The sequence below is a fragment of the Tenacibaculum sp. SM2510 genome (genome assembly GCF_057002845.1).
This window is the reverse complement of record NZ_CP192703.1, coordinates 386,461-405,526: the sequence shown is the minus strand read 5'-3', so window position 1 is coordinate 405,526 and position 19,066 is coordinate 386,461. Positions and strand designations below refer to the sequence as shown.

General features: G+C 30.2%; 19 protein-coding genes. 9 read left to right on the top strand and 10 right to left on the bottom strand.

Annotated features, from left to right (window positions below; genetic code table 11):
* Positions 1-12: 12 nt before the first annotated feature.
* Positions 13-540 (bottom strand): hypothetical protein, encoded by a 528-nt coding sequence (locus tag ACQ629_RS01765; RefSeq protein WP_483706244.1) that lies wholly within the window; start codon positions 538-540, stop codon positions 13-15.
* A 329-nt stretch (positions 541-869) separates the two neighbouring features.
* Positions 870-1,493 (bottom strand): MarC family protein, encoded by a 624-nt coding sequence (locus ACQ629_RS01760; protein WP_218772513.1) that lies wholly within the window; start codon positions 1,491-1,493, stop codon positions 870-872.
* A 501-nt stretch (positions 1,494-1,994) separates the two neighbouring features.
* Here ACQ629_RS01760 and ACQ629_RS01755 point away from each other — a divergent pair.
* Positions 1,995-2,378, top strand: a complete 384-nt coding sequence (locus tag ACQ629_RS01755; protein ID WP_483706243.1) for a winged helix-turn-helix transcriptional regulator — start codon at positions 1,995-1,997, stop codon at positions 2,376-2,378.
* Positions 2,379-2,465: 87 nt separating this feature from the next.
* On the opposite strand, the gene ACQ629_RS01750 is transcribed toward ACQ629_RS01755, so the two are convergent.
* Both ACQ629_RS01750 and nfsB read right to left on the bottom strand, forming a co-directional pair.
* Positions 2,466-3,512: a flavin monoamine oxidase family protein gene (locus ACQ629_RS01750; protein ID WP_483706242.1), complete on the bottom strand. Its 1,047-nt coding sequence runs from the start codon at positions 3,510-3,512 to the stop codon at positions 2,466-2,468.
* Positions 3,513-3,752: 240 nt separating this feature from the next.
* A complete protein-coding gene (nfsB, locus tag ACQ629_RS01745) occupies positions 3,753-4,418 on the bottom strand; it encodes an oxygen-insensitive NAD(P)H nitroreductase (RefSeq protein ID WP_483706241.1) in 666 nt (221 codons plus the stop codon).
* Between the two features lie 367 nt (positions 4,419-4,785).
* Between nfsB and ACQ629_RS01740 the strand changes: the two genes are divergently transcribed.
* The 6 genes from ACQ629_RS01740 (at position 4,786) to ACQ629_RS01715 (ending at position 9,752) form a co-directional block, all read left to right on the top strand.
* The gene (locus ACQ629_RS01740; protein ID WP_483706240.1) at positions 4,786-5,397 is read left to right on the top strand and encodes a DEAD/DEAH box helicase; all 612 of its coding nucleotides are present in this window, start codon (positions 4,786-4,788) and stop codon (positions 5,395-5,397) included.
* 446 nt (positions 5,398-5,843) lie between these two features.
* Complete coding sequence (locus ACQ629_RS01735; RefSeq protein ID WP_483706239.1) at positions 5,844-6,428, top strand: TetR/AcrR family transcriptional regulator; 585 nt, start codon at positions 5,844-5,846, stop codon at positions 6,426-6,428.
* A 1-nt stretch (position 6,429) separates the two neighbouring features.
* Positions 6,430-7,092 carry an NAD(P)H-binding protein gene (locus tag ACQ629_RS01730; protein WP_483706238.1) on the top strand — a complete coding sequence of 221 codons (663 nt, stop codon included), beginning with the start codon at positions 6,430-6,432 and terminating at the stop codon, positions 7,090-7,092.
* A gap of 6 nt (positions 7,093-7,098) precedes the next feature.
* Positions 7,099-7,731, top strand: a complete 633-nt coding sequence (locus ACQ629_RS01725; protein WP_483706237.1) for an NAD(P)H-dependent oxidoreductase — start codon at positions 7,099-7,101, stop codon at positions 7,729-7,731.
* A 42-nt stretch (positions 7,732-7,773) separates the two neighbouring features.
* Positions 7,774-8,934, top strand: a complete 1,161-nt coding sequence (locus ACQ629_RS01720) for an iron-containing alcohol dehydrogenase (protein ID WP_483706236.1) — start codon at positions 7,774-7,776, stop codon at positions 8,932-8,934.
* Positions 8,935-8,945: 11 nt separating this feature from the next.
* Positions 8,946-9,752 carry a type 1 glutamine amidotransferase domain-containing protein gene (locus ACQ629_RS01715; RefSeq protein ID WP_483706235.1) on the top strand — a complete coding sequence of 269 codons (807 nt, stop codon included), beginning with the start codon at positions 8,946-8,948 and terminating at the stop codon, positions 9,750-9,752.
* 62 nt (positions 9,753-9,814) lie between these two features.
* On the opposite strand, the gene ACQ629_RS01710 is transcribed toward ACQ629_RS01715, so the two are convergent.
* The 5 genes from ACQ629_RS01710 to ACQ629_RS01690 all read right to left on the bottom strand — a co-directional run bounded on the left by ACQ629_RS01710 (position 9,815) and on the right by ACQ629_RS01690 (position 14,745).
* Entirely contained in the window at positions 9,815-11,350 is a 1,536-nt protein-coding gene (locus ACQ629_RS01710; RefSeq protein ID WP_483706234.1) for an SDR family NAD(P)-dependent oxidoreductase, read from the bottom strand.
* Between the two features lie 333 nt (positions 11,351-11,683).
* Positions 11,684-12,148, bottom strand: a complete 465-nt coding sequence (locus tag ACQ629_RS01705; protein ID WP_483706233.1) for a cold-shock protein — start codon at positions 12,146-12,148, stop codon at positions 11,684-11,686.
* A 253-nt stretch (positions 12,149-12,401) separates the two neighbouring features.
* Positions 12,402-12,593 (bottom strand): cold-shock protein, encoded by a 192-nt coding sequence (locus ACQ629_RS01700; RefSeq protein WP_218772531.1) that lies wholly within the window; start codon positions 12,591-12,593, stop codon positions 12,402-12,404.
* Between the two features lie 143 nt (positions 12,594-12,736).
* A complete protein-coding gene (locus ACQ629_RS01695; RefSeq protein WP_483706232.1) occupies positions 12,737-14,071 on the bottom strand; it encodes a DEAD/DEAH box helicase in 1,335 nt (444 codons plus the stop codon).
* 122 nt (positions 14,072-14,193) lie between these two features.
* Positions 14,194-14,745 carry a 1-acyl-sn-glycerol-3-phosphate acyltransferase gene (locus ACQ629_RS01690; RefSeq protein WP_483706231.1) on the bottom strand — a complete coding sequence of 184 codons (552 nt, stop codon included), beginning with the start codon at positions 14,743-14,745 and terminating at the stop codon, positions 14,194-14,196.
* 175 nt (positions 14,746-14,920) lie between these two features.
* Between ACQ629_RS01690 and ACQ629_RS01685 the strand changes: the two genes are divergently transcribed.
* Positions 14,921-16,192 (top strand): DNA recombination protein RmuC, encoded by a 1,272-nt coding sequence (locus ACQ629_RS01685; protein WP_483706230.1) that lies wholly within the window; start codon positions 14,921-14,923, stop codon positions 16,190-16,192.
* A gap of 91 nt (positions 16,193-16,283) precedes the next feature.
* Here the strand turns inward: ACQ629_RS01685 and glyA are convergent, their stop codons facing one another.
* Positions 16,284-17,558: a serine hydroxymethyltransferase gene (glyA, locus tag ACQ629_RS01680; protein WP_483706229.1), complete on the bottom strand. Its 1,275-nt coding sequence runs from the start codon at positions 17,556-17,558 to the stop codon at positions 16,284-16,286.
* Positions 17,559-17,759: 201 nt separating this feature from the next.
* Between glyA and fahA the strand changes: the two genes are divergently transcribed.
* Positions 17,760-19,040, top strand: coding sequence for a fumarylacetoacetase (fahA, locus tag ACQ629_RS01675; RefSeq protein WP_483706228.1), 1,281 nt, complete (start codon positions 17,760-17,762; stop codon positions 19,038-19,040).
* Positions 19,041-19,066 lie beyond the last annotated feature (26 nt).

The window sequence follows — 19,066 nt, the reverse complement described above, 5'->3', positions numbered from 1 at the left end:
GCAATAATGTCTTTACAAATTGAGTTTATACGTTATGTTTAGCTTATTGGCATAAAAATCAGCATATCTACTTGTGTTAAAATGAGTTTCTAAAAGAGATTTAAAACTTAAAAAACGATTTAACTTGTCTGAGTTTTTTAAATGCTTTGTCTGGTACTTTTTTAAGTATTCTAATTTCGAAAATATAATTGTGTGTAAAGAATTATAGATATTTTCTTGATTATAATTTTCGTTATCATTAAAGTATTCTTCTGCAAATAAATTAATATATCTTTCTACATTTGAATCTGAAGGGACTTGTATAATTGGAGAAAATAATTGCGAATTAAACAACCTGATTATTTCATTTTTTGGGAGTACATTGATTTGCTTTTTTAAATAATCATCTGTGAATAAAAGAATGTACCCTTTTAGGTTTTCATTAAACTGAAATGTATTAATTTGACCTTTAGATAAATGTATTATTGTATTTTTAGTTACTTCTTGCCAAACAAAATCTACCAACTGTTTGCTCTCTCCTGCGGTATAAAATACAATCATATTAAAAGCAACTTGATGCGCTTTTTCAGGACTATGCGCTATCGTGTCTTTACGATTATAAAGGCTTTGTATAGTTAATATTTCTATACCACTATTGTTTGTTTTTTTAGAATCGAATACTATATTAGGAATATTTTTTTACATATATTTCTAGTTTATTTCCTCTAAGTATTAGCATTTATATAGCCTGCCTTTTGTTGTTCTAAATTTGTTTTATTTTTTTATTCAAACTTTCTTAAGTGTTTACGATCACAATGATTATCAAACTAAAGAGTTCTTGATTTAAAGTTTTTAAATATTAAGTAACAAAGCAACCTATTTGTTGTAATCTATTTTGAAATTAAATCAAAAGATAATTTTATTCCCTGTATAATCATTCCGGTTCCAATAATAGCTATTATTAATCCCATTATTTTACCTATTACAGAAATAACATTATTACCAACTACTTTAACTATTAAGTCACTTAATTTAAAAGTAAAATAAGTTAACAAACTCATAAATCCAAAAATAGCAATTACTAGAAATAATTGTAAAGATTCTGCTTTAGATACAAAATTCATTGCCGTTACAATAGTTCCTGGTCCTGCTAAAATTGGTATTGCAAGTGGTGAAACAGCTATATTTTCATCTATATCTATATTATCAATGGTTTTTACATTAGATTGCTTTGATTGTAGCATATCAAAACCAATAAAAAAGATTAAAATACCTCCTGTTATTTTAAATGCAGGAATACTAATATTAAATAATTCAAAAATATATTTACCTAAAAGTATAAATACAGTTACAATAATAAATGCCGTTATATTAGCCCTTTTATTAATATCTAATTTTGTTTTCTTGTCCGCTCCTTGCGTTAAAGACAAAAAAACGGTCATATTAGATATTGGATTTGTCATAGCAAAAAAGGCCGTAAATACGGTAATTGAAAACGTAATGATATTGTCCATGAATTGTCAATTTTAATGTTGCAAGAACTTGATTTACTTCTATTCTACCAAAGTATTTTTACTTTTTTTTTGAATAGTTATAAGTTTTAAATATATCTTAAATAAGAAATACTAAAGCTAATAGTTAACCTCTTTCTTTAAATAGGGCAATACTCATATTATCAGCACTAGAGCGTACTTAAATATTAGTTTTTTTGATGTTCTTTCGCGTATTAATCCTTTATTTCTTCAGGTAAATATGATGCTACGGTTTAATTATTCCTCGTTTTTAACATGTATACTAAGTTTTCTTATACTTTATTATGCTATGTATCCTAAAAAAATATATCTATGATATAGTTTTATCAAAATTTTACGTGTAATAAATATAAGAAACCTGATGTAACTCTATTTATAGAGCATTAATTGCTCTATAAATATCATAAATATTTTCACTATAAAGAATATAGTTGCTTGCTAAATCAATGTAGAATAACTTTGCAAATAATAATTACTATAAAAATGGACAGAAAAGAGTTGTTTGGAAAAAGGCCAAAGATTAAAATTAATGATAAAATATTTTTTTGCCCAACAAGTGCTGCAATGGAATTGATTGGCGGAAAATGGAAAAGTGTGATACTAACTCATTTAATTGATAAGAAAAAACGTTATAACGAATTACGAAAAGAAATTCCTGGTATTACCGAACGCACATTGAGTTTACAGCTAAAACAGTTAGAGGCTAGTGATATTGTAAATAGAAAAGTTTTTACTAAAAAACCACCTTTAAAAGTAGAATACACACTTACCGAATTTGGACAAACACTCATACCCATTTTAAACCTAATTATTGAATGGGGATTACATGCTGCTGAGACGAAAGGCCAATTTATTTTTGAGGAATAATTAAGTGTTGTAAATTATGTTTACTTGTTAAGTTTCAAAAATTCTGATTACTCTTTGAATAACCATAATAAAAACGTCTTAATTATATTACAACTTTTCGACTATTCTCAAAGCAGCAATAACAGCACCTTCCATATAACCTCCAAATTCTGTTGCTGTTTCCGTTCCTGAAAATAATAATTTTCCATTCATATAACTATTTTGTAATAAAGAATGTCCGTTGTTTTGATGTGGTCTTTGTATAATCTGGTTTCCGCTTAACACAAATTCATCTGTCCAAATTTTATCAAAATAATGTATAGGATTTGATGCTTCCTCTCCAAAAAGTTCTGCTAATTGCTTCAAAACAAATTCTTTTCTTACTTCTTTAGAATAAGACACAGAACTACCATTCAAAAAGCCTGTAAAACCAAATTTATTTTCTTCGAAATTCGTATGGTCATACATTTCAGAAACAATTCCTGAGTGGCTATACAACATTCCAGAATACCCTTTATTTTTCCAAAAAGGAGCTTCATATTCTAAAACAAATTTTACAGCACCTGCCATCCAAGTTTGAACGGTAGGTAAAATTTCTGAAACGGCGTCCGATAATTGTAGTGAAAACTGAATTTTAGAAGCTATTAATTGAGGAGGTAGGCATAGTATAACTTTATCTGCATGAAGTTTTTCTCCGTTAGAAATACCAATAATTATTTCATTATTCGATTCAGAAATACTTACAACTTTCGTATTCAAACTTATATTTTCAGAAGGCAATTTTTTCGTTAATGTATCAATTAGGTTTTGTGTTCCGTCTTTTAAACGGTAAGAAGGGCTTTCAGATTCGGGAACATAAAACTGTTGTGGTGGTTCAAATGATTTGGTTTGAAACAGCGAAGTACCTTTCGAAAATTGTTTGTATTTTTCTAAACCCAATTCATTTATAAGCGACAATAAATTCTGGTGCATATCCGAAAACCAAGTTGCTCCCAACTCTAAAGGGGTTTCTAATGCTCCTTTTACGGTTTGAATTCTTCCACCCAATCGATTAGAGGCTTCTAAAACTTTAGATTCTTTTCCTTGTTTTGATAATAAGTAAGCCAACGTTAATCCGCTTAACCCACCTCCTATAATTATAATTCGTTCTTTCATTTATACTATTTAAGCAAAAAAGCTATCGTAAAAATACAATAGCTTTTTTTGTTAACATCAAATTTATTGTGTTTCACTAGAAAACACCAACCAATTTACACAGGCAAGTATACACGAATTTGTAATATCTACATATAAAATTATCGTCTTTGTAAATTCATTTTAAGTAATATTCTATTAATTGATATTTTGTTTTTCTCGGTTTAAACACTTCCTAAAAAGATTAATACTTATTGTTGATTATAATATAGTGATAATTTCACTTTCTGGTAGTCTAGATTTTGGTGTTTTATCAGTAGAATTAAAATCAGATTTAGTTCTATAACCTAAAGAAACAGCTACTAATGAAGTGAAACCTTTTTCTCTTAACCCAAATTCTTCATCTAAAGCTTTTACATCAATTCCTTCCATTGGAGTCGCATCAATTTTTAAGCTAGCTACACCTAATAAAAAGTTACCTATGTTAAGGTATACTTGTTTTTCCATCCAATGCTGATAGTCTTTTAAATCGTATTTATGAATATCTGCAAAAGCATTCATTCCTCCATACATTCCGTTTTTTATATCTTCATTTGGAAATCTTCCATCTTTATCTTGTACCTCTAAAAGGTATTTAAAGTAAGCATCACCTGTTCCTTCACTTGTTCTAGAACAAAATAATACTACAGCAGAAGCGTTTACCACTTTTGGTTCATTAAAATGAAAAAAGCCTTGTGTTCCTTTTGCAATTCGTTCTTTACCTTCTTTGGTTTCCGCAATAATAAAGTGCCAAGGTTGTAAATTTACACTTGAAGGACTCATCCTTAATAAATTTTTTATTTGCACCATATCTGCATCAGATATTTTTTGGATTGGGTCAAATTCTTTAGTTGTGTATCTCCAATCTAATGTTTCTTTTAAATTCATTTTATATATTCTTAAGTTATACTATCATCTTTATAGTTACAAAAATATGTATAGTAATTGTAGTTCACAATAACGGTCAAGAAGTATAGTATCAAAAAACTACTGTTTATTAATTAAATGCTTTTTTTTACTAATTTAAAGTATTATGAAGAATGAAATGGGTAAAAAAGATCTGTTTTAAAGAAAACTCAACAAAATGAAATTAATAGTAAAGAGTGCTTTAATGAAGCTTCATATATGATTACTAAATATATGCCTGTTTTTTTATCCTTCAATTATATTTAAATCAAAATATAATCACCTCTATTTAATTGTATATTTGCTGTTTTAAAAATACTAACCAAATTAGTTATCCTTTTTATTTCCTATGCCTTTTAAAAAATTACATTCTGATATAAAAGAGAAATTAGAATCTCTTGAAATAACAACACCTACTGCATTTCAGAAAGCAAGTATTCCTGTCATAAAAAGTGGTGCTAATAGTTATTGTACAGCTCCAGAAGGTAGCGGAAAAACAACAACACTTGTACTAACAACATTACAGAAATTAAAATTCGAAGCCGTTGGTACTGCACCAAGAGCAGTCGTTTTAGTAGAAAATAATGAAAAGGCAACTGAGGTATATAATGCCTTTTTAAAATATACTAGATATCATGAATTACGAGTATATTTAGGTGATGAAAAGTTACATATTGATGTATTAAAATCGGAAATATTTGAAGGCATAGATGTGCTAATCGCTACTCCTAAAATTGTAAACAAGTTACTTTTATTAGAAGGTTTAAGTACTTCGCAATTAAAAATATTTAGTATACATGATGCTGATTTTTTGGTTAATAATGCATCATATACAGCTCTTATGTCAATTACTCAGAGTTTAAATAAATGTCAATTTGTAATATATTCAGAAAAAATGCCTCCCATCTTAAAGCGCTTAGAGTCTTATTTTATGCAATACGCCAAAACAGTTACTGTTTAAGAAGCTACATTATTTATAGCCAAGTATTTTACTCTTAATTAATATTAAATAAGATGTTCGTTTAATAATTTTTAGATGCTTTTCAAATAGGTTCTTTTTTTATAAATCAATCAACTAAAAAACGCATATCTCTAAAAAATTATATTTAATATAACATTCAAGCCATTGCATACTATTTTATACAAATACCTTACATCTATTATCCAAAAATAAATAACATTACTTGATTTCCGATTTTTTTTAACAGTGTTAATTATACCTTAATAAAGGTTTAATTAACACTTTGTTCGTTTATTTATAGCACTATAAATAATTACTATGCATAGAAAATGAACGTTCATTCTTTTTTATTATCTTTGTACTGTTAAAATGATATAAACCAAGGTCTACTAAGATTAAGAGAAAATTCTAATCATATTGGGTTTTAAAATTGAATTAAACAAATAATGGCAAAACTTCAAAAAAGCATAGATAAAAGAAATGCACTTGTTAAAGCAACAATTGAGTTGGTGAATAACAATGGCTTTCATGCAACGCCGATGAGTAAAATAGCCAAAATGGCAAATGTATCTCCAGCTACTATCTATTTATATTTTGAAAACAAGCAAGATTTGGTAAATCAAACATATATAGATGTTAAAACCAAATATACTGATTATGCTTTTGCAACCTATGACGAAAAAGTTTCTGTAGAACTCGGATTTGAAATTATTTGGAAACGTATTGCCGATTTTAAATTAAAAGAGTCAGAAAATGCAATGTTTTTAGCACAATGTGACAATACACCTATGATTGATGAATTAAGTAGACAAGAAGGTATAAAACACCTACAGCCCCTACTCGACTTATGGAATCGTGGCAAAAATGAAGGAATAATAAAACCAATGTCTGATTATATATTGTATGCATACGCTATAAACCCATTATCATTCTTAATGATTTCTCAAAAACGTGGGGTATTTACATTAGATAAAACACATATTGAAGAAGCCTATCAATCGGCTTGGAATAGTATAAAAGTATGTAAATAACATGAAAAAAACAGCCATTATATTAGGTGCAACCGGGCTAACTGGTTCAAGTTTATTGGAAAAATTAATCAATGATGATCGTTATGATAGCGTTAAGCTCTTTTCAAGGTCAAAAATTGATGGATTACCCACAAAAGTAACTCAGTATATAGGTGATCTTTTAAAATTAGAAGATTTTAAAGCTGATTTTACTGCGGATGAAGTGTTTTGTTGTATTGGTACAACTGCAAAAAAAACGCCAGATAAGAATTTATATAAAAAGATAGACTATGGTATTCCTGTAACAGCTGCTAAACTGTCAAAAGAAAATAAAATTACTACTTTTTTAGTGGTTTCCGCAATGGGCGCAAATAAAAAAAGTAGTGTGTTTTATAATAAGACAAAAGGAGAAATGGAAAATGATGTTTTACTTCAAGGTATAGAAAAAACTGTTATTTTAAGACCTTCTTTAATTGGTGGCAAACGAAAAGAACGCAGAATATTAGAGCAAATAGGCTTAAGTGTTTTTAAAATTATACAACCATTATTTATAGGTAAATTAAAGAATTATAAAATAATCGATGCTGATAATATTGCCCAAGCAATGGTACAGTTAGCAAATAATAAAAATCACACCGAAGTAATCATTACTTCAAACGAAATAATAAACCTTTCTAAAAAATAAAAAAAAATGGAATTATTAGATAAATTAAATTGGAGATATGCTGCTAAAGCAATGAACGGCGAAAAAGTAGCAGAAGATAAAATAGAACGCATTTTAGAAGCTGCACGTTTAGCTGCAACATCAAGCGGATTACAACCTTTTGAGATTTTTGTAGTTAAAAATCAAGAAATAAAAGAACAAATAAGACCAATTGCATGGAATCAATCTGTAATTACAGACTGTTCTCATTTATTAGTTTTTGCTGCCTGGGATACTTATACCGAAGACAGAATAAATTATATGTTCGATTTAACAAATGAAATTCGCGGTTTTAAGAATGAAGGTTGGGAAAACTACCGTCAAATGTTGTTAGGTATGTATCCACAAAAAGATGCCGAGGAAAACTTTAATCACGCTGCTAAACAAGCATATATTGCCTTTTCTCATGCTATTATAGCTGCAGCTTATGAAGGTGTAGATGCAACACCTTTAGAAGGTTTTGAGCCAGATGCAGTAGATAAAATTTTAGGTTTACGTGAAAAAGGTTTGCGTAGTGCTGTTTTATTACCATTAGGTTATAGAAAAGAAAATGAAGATTGGTTAGTTAACTTGGTAAAGGTTAGAAAACCTATGGCAGATTTAGTTACTGTAATCGAATAATAAGTATTCGATAAAAAATCATCAATTTAAAAAAAGAAAAAAATGAACAATTTTGAATTTAAAAATCCAACCAAAATTATTTTTGGAAAGGACACGATAAAAGAAATCCAAAAACAAATACCAAGTAATGCAAAAGTATTATTACTTTATGGAGGTGGGAGTATTAAGAAAAACGGAGTTTACGATCAAGTAAAAGCTGCGTTATCAAACGTTACTGTAGTTGAATTTGGAGGAATTCCTGCTAACCCAGAGTATGCAAAATTACTGGAAGCTTTACAGGTAATTAAAAACGAAAAAATCACTTATTTATTAGCTGTTGGTGGTGGTTCTGTTATTGACGGAACTAAATTTTTATCTGCGGCAGCTGTTTATGAAGGCGAAACACCTTGGGATATTTTAACAAAAAATATTAGAACCGAAAACGGAATGCCATTTGGTACTGTTTTAACATTACCTGCAACAGGATCAGAAATGAATTCTGGTGCTGTAATTACAAGAAAAGAAACCAAAGAGAAATTATCTATGGGAGGTCCTGGTTTATTTCCTGAGTTTTCTGTGCTAGATCCTCAAGTTATTACGTCTATTCCACAGCGTCAATTAGCAAATGGTTTAACAGATGCTTTTACACATGTTTTAGAGCAATATATGACCTATCCTGTAGATGCTTTGTTACAAGATCGTTTTTCTGAAAGTATCTTACAAACACTAATTGAAGTTGCTCCGAAGGTTTTAAAAGATCCTACTGATTATAAAGCTGCTTCAAACTTTATGTGGTCTTGTACGATGGCTTTAAACGGATTAATTCAAAAAGGAGTTCCTACTGATTGGGCGGTACACGCTATTGGTCATGAATTAACTGCTTTATTTGGTATTGATCATGCTCGTACATTAGCTGTAATTGCACCAAGCCATTATAAATTTAATTTTGAAGCTAAAAAAGAAAAATTAGCACAATATGGTGAACGTGTTTGGAATATAACGGAAGGTAATATTGATGAAAAAGCAAATGCTGCTATAGAAAAAACAGTTGCTTTTTTCCATGAATTAGGTATTGATACTAAATTATCTGACTATACAAAAGACTATGAAGGTACAGCAGAAAAAATAGCACAGCGCTTTACAGACCGTGGTTGGTTAGGATTAGGTGAACACCAATCTTTATCACCAGACAAAGTAAGTGAAATAGTTAAAATGGCTTATTAAATTTATAAAAAATGAAAATACTACAAACATTAGCGTTAACGCTTACAATTATTACAGCATCGAGTTGTAAAGAAACAAAAAAAGACACTTCTTCTAAAGAAGCCTCAAAAGAAATAACATCACTTAAAAAAGATAAAAAAATGAATATATTATTTGTATTAACATCTCACGATAAATTAGGAGATACAGGAAAGAAAACAGGTTTTTGGGTTGAAGAATTTGCAAATCCATATTATACATTATTAGATAAAGGTGCTACAATTACCATTGCTACACCAAAAGGAGGAGCTGCTCCAATAGATCCAAGTAGTGATTCTCCTGATGCAGCTACAGAAGCTACAGATCGTTTTAACAAAGATGATGAGGCTAAAGCTAGAATTGCTAATACAAACAAATTATCTGATATTAATGCAGACGATTTTGATGCAGTATTTTATCCTGGTGGTCACGGGCCGTTATGGGATTTAGCGACTGATACAACATCTATTGCTTTGATAGAAAAGTTTAATAGTCAAGCTAAGCCAGTAGCATTTGTATGCCACGCACCTGCAGCTTTAAAAAATGTTAAAAATGCAGATGGTACTTTTTTAGTAAACGGTAAAAAAGTAACAGGTTTTACAAATACTGAAGAAGCTGCTGTTGGATTAACAGATGTTGTTCCTTTCTTAGTGGAAGATATGTTAAGCAAAAACGGAGGGATATACTCTAAAAAAGATGATTGGGCTGCTTATGTAATTCAAGACGGTAACTTAATTACAGGTCAAAATCCAGCATCTTCTGAATTAGTTGCAGAAAAATTATTACAAAGTTTAAAATAATTTAAATTAAGTGCTTAAAAAAGGCTGTCATTTAAATGACAGCCTTTTTTTATGAAAATATTTTACCAATCGATAGGGAAATAATCTTTTAAAAATTTTCCAGACCAATGTTTACCAGTATTAATTCCGTCAATCAGCGGATCCATAACTCTAGCAGCACCATCAACAATATCTAATGGTGGTTGAAAATCATGAACTTCAACTTTCTTTTTAGATAATTCAGCAGGATCTTCATCTGTAACCCAACCTGTATCTACTGCATTCATATAGATACCTGACTTTGCAAATGTTGAAGCTGAAGTATGTGTTAACATATTTAAAGCTGCTTTTGCCATGTTGGTATGCGGATGTCTATCTATTTTTTTAAATCGATGGAACTTCCCTTCCATAGCAGTAACGTTAATAATATGCTTCTTACCTGTGTTTTCTTTCATCATTAGGTTAGACAAACGATTACATAAAACAAAAGGAGCAACAGCGTTTACTAACTGTACCTCTACCATTTCTGTAGTTTCTATTTCGCCCAATCTTAAACGCCAACTATTGGTTTTTCTTAAATCTACTTGTTGTAAATCAGCATCTAATTGTCCTTCAGGAAAAACTTCTGATGTTTGCAAAGAATTGTCAAAACTATACGGTATTTGAGATAATTCTGCCGAATTACGCAACCCTATTCCTGGTTCTGGTCCGTGCCAAGTAACAGGCAACACGTTGTTTTTATCAGTTTTAGAAGGGCCAACACTTAAACTCGATAATTCTTCTAAACAACTTTCATGATCTTTTAATAATCTTTGTGCTAACTTCGGAAGTTTATCAACTGGTAATTTTTCATTTTCCATTAAATGGAAATAAAACCCTGACGGTCTTCTTACTGTTTGAGCTGCATTGTTTATTAAAATATCTAATCGATCGTATTTTTGTTCTATATAATTACAAAAAATTTCTACACTAGGTATATGTCGTAAATCAAGACCGTGTATATGCAAACGATCACTCCAATCTTTATAATCTTCTTCTTTAGAGAAACGAATGGCAGAATCTGCCGGAAAACGTGTAGTAGCAACAACAGTTGCTCCTGAACGTAATAACATTAAAGTTATATGATAACCAATTTTTAAACGCGAACCTGTAATTACTGCTACTTGATCTTTTAAATCAGTTGTTTGAAAGCGTTTTGCATAGTTTAAATCACCACAATCTTTACACATCGTATCATAAAAGTGATGTAATTTAGTGAAAACAGTTTTACAAACGTAGCAGTTTCTTGACGATTCTAATTCTAAAGTATCTTCATTTATGGCAGCTGCTCCTAATAATTTAGGCGCCACAAATAAAGCTGCTTCACGAGCAGAACGAATTCCTGTAGTTTTTCTTGCGTGTGTATCTTTCGCAATCATTTTACGTTTCGTTGCTTTTTTAGCATCTTTTCTTCGGCGCTCAAACTCTGCACGATTTGGCCTAGTTAATTCTCCCGCAGCCTTAAATAAGGCTACTCTTTGCGCTTCAGGTAATTCAAAAAGTTGATTCGTATCCTTTAATAGTTGCTGCAATGTACTAATACAAGATGCAATGTCTACATTCGATTTTTCTTCACTCATAAACGAAACTGTTTATTTTTTATTTTAGAAGTTTTAGTATACTCTTTATTATAAAATTATGATTCTGAAAATAAATTCAGAATTACACTCCGATATTTAGTTATGAATTAAAACGAATATTCATATACATTCTATATCTGGGCGCGAAATTACCTTTTTTAAATGAATTTATTTTATCTATTAGAGAATAAAAAACACTTCAAAACAGCTATTTAATAGTTATAAAACCAAAAAAATGAGATTTACCATATACTGGTAAATCTCATTTTATATAGTCTTTAAAATAATAATATAAAGAGTTATAGTACTACGATGGGTAAAACTAAGTATTGATTATTTAACCAATGTTACTTTTACGGCATTCATACCTTTCATCCCTTTTTCAAGTTCGAAACTTACTTTATCATTTTCAGAAATTTCATCAATAATACCACTTACGTGTGTAAAATATTTTTCTTGATCTGCAGAATCGATAATAAAACCGAATCCTTTAGATGAATCGAAAAAAGAAACAGTTCCTTTTCTAACAGGATCAAAAGCTTCTCTATCACCTTCTAAAGTTTTAGGAACACTTACTTGAATGTCTTCTAAACTGATTTCTTCTATTACTTGATCAGGATCAGGAGGTGTAGAGCTTAAATTTCCATAAGCATCTGTATATGCAAATTCAATTCCAGTTGGTCCATTTTCCCTTATATCAGCCTTTCGGGCATCCATTTTCTTTTTTTTATCGTCACGTTTTTTTAAACGCTTTTTCTCTTTTTCATTCTTATTAAATGATTGCTGAGATTTTGCCATAAGATTAATTAATATATAATTATAAAACTAGTTGTAATTTAGAGTATAGATAAGTACCTTTCTTTGGGAATTATCATAACCGCCCCAATATAATCCTAAATTACGTAATTTTTTTGATTTTTTTGATTTTTTTTTGATTAAAATTTCTTCTGAACTTTAATCTAAAAGAAAATTTAATGCTTCTAATTTACTTTATAAGAATAGAAAAAGTCCATCAAAGAATGATGGACTTTTAAAACTTAAAGTATATTTTTTAGATAACTTTTACGTTAACCGCATTTGGCCCTTTGTTTCCTTCTTCTAAATCAAATTCAACTTCGTCTCCTTCGCGAATTTCATCGATTAAACCTGAAACGTGTACGAAATGATCTTTTGTTACTCCTTCTTCAGTGATGAAACCAAATCCTTTAGTGTCATTGAAAAACTTTACTATTCCTTTACTCATTGTAATGTAATTAAATTTATAATACTTATCTGTTTGCAAAGATGGTGCCATATTTTTTATAAAATACATATTAATTGATTTATTTTTATAAAATAATAAATCTTGTACTTTAAACAAGTCATCACTCTTTTAAAACCATCTTGCTATTTTCTTTTTTTATCTTTTTCGACCTTAGTATTTACAGTGTTTGACTGTGCTAAATAATTTGCCAATACTTTATCTACCAATTCATCTTTTGTTAAATGATGAAAAATTGTTTTTATTTTTGCTTTAAAATCTTCTGAAACTGCACGGTTAGGCTTAGTTTTAAATATTTTATTTGCCCAAATTAAGCCATTATTTTCTTCAATGCTTTTAGCATCTGCCTTTTTAAATGGTTTAAAACTAATACCTAATTCCTTTTCAAAATCTGCAATATCTTTTACTTCTTCCTCTTGTAATATCGTTAACGAAAGTCCGGTTGCTCCTGCCCTAGCCGTTCTACCACTTCTATGTACGTAGGCATCATAAGTATCTGGTAAATGATAATTTACAACATAAGAAACTTCTTTTACATCAATACCACGAGCTGCTAAGTCGGTAGCAACTAATATATCGATATGTCCTTCTCTAAATTGTCCCATAATTCGATCACGAATTCCTTGAGTTAAACTACCATGAATGGCACCTGAAGAAAATTTATTTATAGCTAAATTTTTAGCCAATTTATTAACAGCTGCTTTAGTTTTACAAAAAATAATACCTCGCTGACCTATTTTTGAATTTAAAAAATGAAGTAAAACTTCTAATTTCTCAATTGGTTCTACCACAACATATTGATGATCGATGCCTTGATGACCAACTGTTGCCATGTCAGCCTCAATGTGAACTACATGTTTAGACATATAATTTTGAACCAATTGCTTTATCGTTCCTGGCATTGTAGCTGTAAACAATAATGTTCTTCTCGATTTCGGAATTTCTTTAATAATACTATCCAAGCCTTCTTTTAAAGCGCTCACCATTTCATCTGCTTCATCTAAAATAAAATGCGTGATATGCTTAACATCTATAGCGTTTCTTTTTATTAAATCAGCCAAACGACCTGGGGTGGCAACTACAATATGTGTATCAGATTGTAAACGTTCTATTTGTGGTTTAATAGGTATTCCTCCGCAAATTGCTGCGATTGATACTTCTGGACTGTTAGCAGAAAATGACATAAGATTATTATATATCTGTTGTCCTAATTCTCTCGTAGGTGCTAATACAATTGCTTGTACTTTAGAAGAATTTACATCAATTAATTGCAATAAAGGTAAACCAAAAGAAGCAGTTTTACCTGTTCCTGTTTTTGCCAATACAACTACATCTTCTTTTTGATTTAGTATAACAGGAATCGCCTTTTCTTGTACGTCTGTTGGTACAGAAATTTGTAATTTGGCTAAACTCTGTTGTAATTCTGTATTAATTCCTAAATCTGAAAACTGTTTTGGCATAAAATATTTTTTATGCAAAGATAATCACACTTATAAGAAATACGATAAATTAATATTCTTATTCCTTTCATTCTAATAACTACTTACAAATAGTACTATTTGTAAAGATAAAAAACCTACTATTAAAGCAGGTTTTTGTTATTAAATAATTCAGGTTTTGCACCTTTAATATCTTTATAAAAGGCATAAAAATGAGCAAAATCGGCTTTTATATCATCCGTTACATAAAAGGGTTTTGATAATTTTACTTGCTTATTTTCAAAATCGAAACCAAGCATAACAATTGGCACATTAGCACCTTTAGCTATATAATAAAAACCTGTTTTCCATTTATCTACATATTGCCTTGTTCCTTCAGGAGAAATTGCTAGTCTAAATTCTTTTTTTGAGTTAAAAACGTCAATAATTGCATCTACAACATTTGCACTTTTAGTTCTGTCTATTGGAGCGCCGCCTAAAGCTTTAAAGAAAAAGCCAAAAGGAGGTTTAAATAATGATTTTTTTCCTACAAAATTAAGTTTAGTTACTGTGATGTTTCTAGAGAATAAACCTACATAGAAGTCTTCCCAACTAGTGTGCGGTGCTCCTATTAATACGTACTTTTTAAGTTTTTTCGGGAATTCTCCGTCAAACTTCCATCCTAAAATTTTTGTGAATATAAATTTAGATATCATCTATTAGTTGTAAAGTTCAAAACTACGATTTTCTATATGAAATTCAAACAAAATTAGCCAATCTTGCGTTATATTTGTTAGTATATAAACTTACGAAATTCTAATGGATACTTCTCTTTTAATTGGCATTGTTGCCTTGTGTACCTTAATTTTTGGCTTTGTTATCTGTTACCTTTTGTCAAAATTAAAGGTTAAACAACTGATTACAGATTTAGAAAAAAAAATAGCAACGCAACAAATGAATGCTTCTAATTTAGAAACTCAAAAATCTGAAATACACAACCGTTTAACTGATAAAGCGAAAGAAACTGAAGAAATTCGTAGAGAAAAAGAATTCTTAAATATTGAATTAGCCAGAAAAAATGAGGAATTAAAAAACCTTCAAATAAAACTGAATGATAACAAAGATGAAGTAGAAAAACTACAAGATAAATTTACCAAAGAATTTGAAAATTTGGCAAATAAAATTTTAGATGAGAAATCGAGTAAATTTACAGAACAGAATAAAGAAAATATTAAAAATATCTTAAACCCACTTCAAGAAAAAATAAAAACCTTTGAAGATAAAGTAGATAAAACGCATAAGGAAAGTATTGATTATCATTCAGCTTTACGTCAGCAAATTATTGGTTTAAAAGAGATGAATTTACAAATGAGTAAAGAAACTATTAACTTAACAAAAGCCTTAAAAGGCGATAATAAAATTCAAGGAAACTGGGGTGAATTAGTTTTAGAACGTGTTTTAGAAAAATCTGGTTTAGAAAAAGACAGAGAATATTTTGTGCAACAGTCTTTTACAAACGATGAAGGCAAACGTGTATTACCAGATGTGGTGATTCATTTACCTGATAATAAAAAAATGATTGTCGACTCTAAAGTTTCACTAACCGCTTATGAGCTATATATAAATACGGACGATAATATAGAGAAAGAACGTTTTTTAACAGCACACATAAATTCTTTAAAACGACATGTAACTCAGCTATCCGAAAAAAAATATGAAGATATTTACAAGATTGAATCTCCTGATTTTGTACTGCTTTTTATACCTATTGAACCGGCATTTGCTATTGCTTTAAATCAAGATAATTCGCTGTATAACAAAGCATTTGAAAAGAATATTGTTATTGTTACACCAACTACGTTATTAGCCACTTTACGTACAATTGATACCATGTGGAATAACGAAAAACAACAACGAAATGCGCTAGAAATAGCTAGACAAGCAGGTGCTTTATATGATAAATTTGACGGGTTGTTACAAGATTTAATCGGGATAGGAAAAAAAATAGATGCTTCTAAAGAGGATTATAATGCTGCAATGAATAAGTTAGTAGATGGTCGGGGTAATCTTATAACTAGTGTCGAAAAACTGAAAAAAATGGGTGCGAAAGCTAAAAAAGCATTGCCCGAAAATATAATTGAAAGAGCGCAGGAGAATGAATAAGAAAACGACTCACGCTTTTTGAAAAATAATTCATAAAAAAGTCCATCTAAATTTAGATGGACTTTTTTATATCTAATAACCACTTCGTGGTTTACATTACGAATAATCTTTTATCGTGCATTAAATCATATACCTTCTCTCCTACTTGTTTTAAAACATCATCGTTTCCTACATTCATTAAAGCTTCGTCAATTAAATCTACAACAGTTTGCATATCCTCTTCAACCAAACCACGAGTAGTTACAGCTGCTGTACCAACACGAATACCTGAAGTTACAAACGGACTTTGAGTATCGAAAGGAACCATGTTTTTATTTACTGTAATATCGGCTTTCCCTAAAGTATCTTCTCCTTCTTTACCTGTAAGGTTTTTATTACGTAAATCAATTAACATACAATGATTGTCTGTTCCACCAGAAATAATATCGTATCCTTTAGCAACAAAAGCTTTTGCCATTGCACTTGCGTTTTCTTTTACCTGTAATTGATATTCTAAAAACTCATCAGTCAATGCTTCACCAAAAGCAATTGCTTTAGCAGCAATAACGTGTTCTAGTGGTCCACCCTGATTTCCTGGAAAAACTGCAGAATTAATCAATGTTGACATTTTCTTTAATTTTCCTGATTTTAATTTTAATCCAAACGGATTTTCAAAATCTTTACCAATCATAATCATTCCCCCACGTGGCCCACGTAACGTCTTGTGCGTTGTTGTAGTAACTATATGACAATGTGGTAACGGGTCAGATAAAATTCCTTTTGCAATTAAACCTGCCGGATGAGAAATATCTGCCATTAAAATAGCACCAACACTATCCGCAATCTCTCTAAATTTTTCAAAATCCATATCGCGAGAATATGCCGAAGCACCTGCGATAATTAATTTTGGTTTGTGTTCTTTTGCTTGTTGCTCTAAATGCTTATAATCAATTTTCCCAGTAGTTTTATCTACACCATAAAAAACAGGATTGTATAATTTACCTGAAAAATTTACAGGAGATCCATGGGTTAAATGTCCTCCATGAGATAAATCGAATCCTAAAATAGTATCTCCAGGATTTAAACAAGCAGCAAAAACAGCTGTATTTGCTTGTGAACCAGAGTGTGGTTGTACATTTACATATTCAGCGCCAAATAATTCTTTAGCTCTATCAATTGCAATTTGCTCTACAATATCTACCACTTCACATCCACCGTAATAACGTTTTCCGGGATATCCTTCGGCATATTTATTAGTTAAAATAGAACCTTGAGCTTGCATTACCTGTTCGCTTACAAAGTTTTCAGAAGCAATCAATTCTAAACCATTTAGCTGACGTTCTTTCTCTTCTTGAATTAAATCGAATATTTGATGATCTTTTTGCATCTTGTGTGTTGTTAAATAAGGTATCAAATGTACTAATTTTATTAATGATGTTTTAACCTATTCTCATCTAAATTTTAAACATAATTAGGCTTCTTTATATATTAAGCTGATTTAAGGTTTAGAAACTTTTTTTTTACTCTCTCATTGGTTTTAATTGAAAAAAGATGTAGGTTTGATATAAAATTAAACACAACTACTTCAATGAAAATAACAGCAAATAATCCTAACAGAAAATCTTGGTTAACGATTAATAAAGACTCAGATTTTCCTATTCAAAATATTCCTTTCGGTGTATTCCTTACTAAAGACGATATTATAACTATTGGTACAAGAATTGGTGATTTTGCTATTGATTTAGGTGCCTTACATCAGTTAGGCTATTTTGAAGGAATTCCTTTAACTGATGATATTTTTTTACAAGACACATTAAATGATTTTATTGCAGATGGTCGTAAAACCTGGCGTTTAGTACGTAATAGAATTGCTGATGTTTTCGATGTTACTAATGGCAAGTTACGTGACAATGCAGATCATAAAGACAAGATTATTTTTAGAATGGAAGATGTTGAAATGCAACTTCCTGTATCTGTTGGAGATTATACTGATTTCTATGCGAGTAAAGAACACGCCACCAATGTTGGTTCTTTGTTTCGTGATCCTGAAAATGCGTTATTACCAAACTGGCTTCATATACCTATTGGCTACCATGGTAGGAGTTCTTCTATTATTCCTTCAGGAACACCAGTACGTCGTCCTATAGGACAACAGCGCCCTAGCGAAGGAAGTGATACTCCTAATTTCGGACCTACAAAATTATTAGATTTTGAATTAGAAATGGCGTTTATCACAACTGTAGCCAATGATTTAGGAGATAGAATTCCGATTGAAGATGCTGATGAATATATTTTTGGATTGGTTTTATTTAATGACTGGTCTGCTCGTGATATTCAGGCTTGGGAATATGTACCTTTAGGACCTTTCTTAGGTAAAAGTTTCGCTTCAACTATTTCTCCTTGGATTGTAACTTTAGATGCTTTAGAGCCTTTTAGAGTAGATAATCCTAAACAAGTACACGAACCTTTACCATATTTAAAGAAAGAAGGTAAAGATAGTTTAGATATTAATTTACAAATGGCTATTCAACCAGAAGGAAAAGAAGAAACGGTAGTTTGTAACTCGAACTTTAAGTATATGTATTGGACAATGGCGCAACAATTAGCGCACCATACGGTAAACGGATGTCCTATAAATGCTGGTGACATGATGGGTTCTGGTACAATTTCTGGTCCTACAAAAGATAGTTTTGGTTCTATGTTAGAATTAACTTGGAGAGGTCAAAACCCAATAAAAATGAACGATGGTTCTGAACGTAAATTTATCAACGATCATGATACGGTTATTATGAGAGGATACTCTCAAAACGATGAAGTTCGTATTGGTTTTGGTGAATGTACTGGTAAAATATTACCTGCTATCGAATAATAAAAAAAGAGATAACTATTAAGTAT

Coding starts and splice junctions, on each gene's coding strand:
- ACQ629_RS01760 (WP_218772513.1), bottom strand. CDS start 1,493: ATGGACAATATCATTACGTTTTCAATTACCGTATTTACGGCCTTTTTT.
- ACQ629_RS01715 (WP_483706235.1), top strand. CDS start 8,946: ATGAAAATACTACAAACATTAGCGTTAACGCTTACAATTATTACAGCA.
- glyA (WP_483706229.1), bottom strand. CDS start 17,558: ATGCAAAAAGATCATCAAATATTCGATTTAATTCAAGAAGAGAAAGAA.
- ACQ629_RS01730 (WP_483706238.1), top strand. CDS start 6,430: ATGAAAAAAACAGCCATTATATTAGGTGCAACCGGGCTAACTGGTTCA.
- ACQ629_RS01755 (WP_483706243.1), top strand. CDS start 1,995: ATGGACAGAAAAGAGTTGTTTGGAAAAAGGCCAAAGATTAAAATTAAT.
- ACQ629_RS01720 (WP_483706236.1), top strand. CDS start 7,774: ATGAACAATTTTGAATTTAAAAATCCAACCAAAATTATTTTTGGAAAG.
- ACQ629_RS01710 (WP_483706234.1), bottom strand. CDS start 11,350: ATGAGTGAAGAAAAATCGAATGTAGACATTGCATCTTGTATTAGTACA.
- ACQ629_RS01740 (WP_483706240.1), top strand. CDS start 4,786: ATGCCTTTTAAAAAATTACATTCTGATATAAAAGAGAAATTAGAATCT.
- ACQ629_RS01725 (WP_483706237.1), top strand. CDS start 7,099: ATGGAATTATTAGATAAATTAAATTGGAGATATGCTGCTAAAGCAATG.
- ACQ629_RS01700 (WP_218772531.1), bottom strand. CDS start 12,593: ATGAGTAAAGGAATAGTAAAGTTTTTCAATGACACTAAAGGATTTGGT.
- ACQ629_RS01695 (WP_483706232.1), bottom strand. CDS start 14,071: ATGCCAAAACAGTTTTCAGATTTAGGAATTAATACAGAATTACAACAG.
- fahA (WP_483706228.1), top strand. CDS start 17,760: ATGAAAATAACAGCAAATAATCCTAACAGAAAATCTTGGTTAACGATT.
- ACQ629_RS01750 (WP_483706242.1), bottom strand. CDS start 3,512: ATGAAAGAACGAATTATAATTATAGGAGGTGGGTTAAGCGGATTAACG.
- ACQ629_RS01765 (WP_483706244.1), bottom strand. CDS start 540: ATGATTGTATTTTATACCGCAGGAGAGAGCAAACAGTTGGTAGATTTT.
- ACQ629_RS01735 (WP_483706239.1), top strand. CDS start 5,844: ATGGCAAAACTTCAAAAAAGCATAGATAAAAGAAATGCACTTGTTAAA.
- ACQ629_RS01690 (WP_483706231.1), bottom strand. CDS start 14,745: ATGATATCTAAATTTATATTCACAAAAATTTTAGGATGGAAGTTTGAC.
- nfsB (WP_483706241.1), bottom strand. CDS start 4,418: ATGAATTTAAAAGAAACATTAGATTGGAGATACACAACTAAAGAATTT.
- ACQ629_RS01705 (WP_483706233.1), bottom strand. CDS start 12,148: ATGGCAAAATCTCAGCAATCATTTAATAAGAATGAAAAAGAGAAAAAG.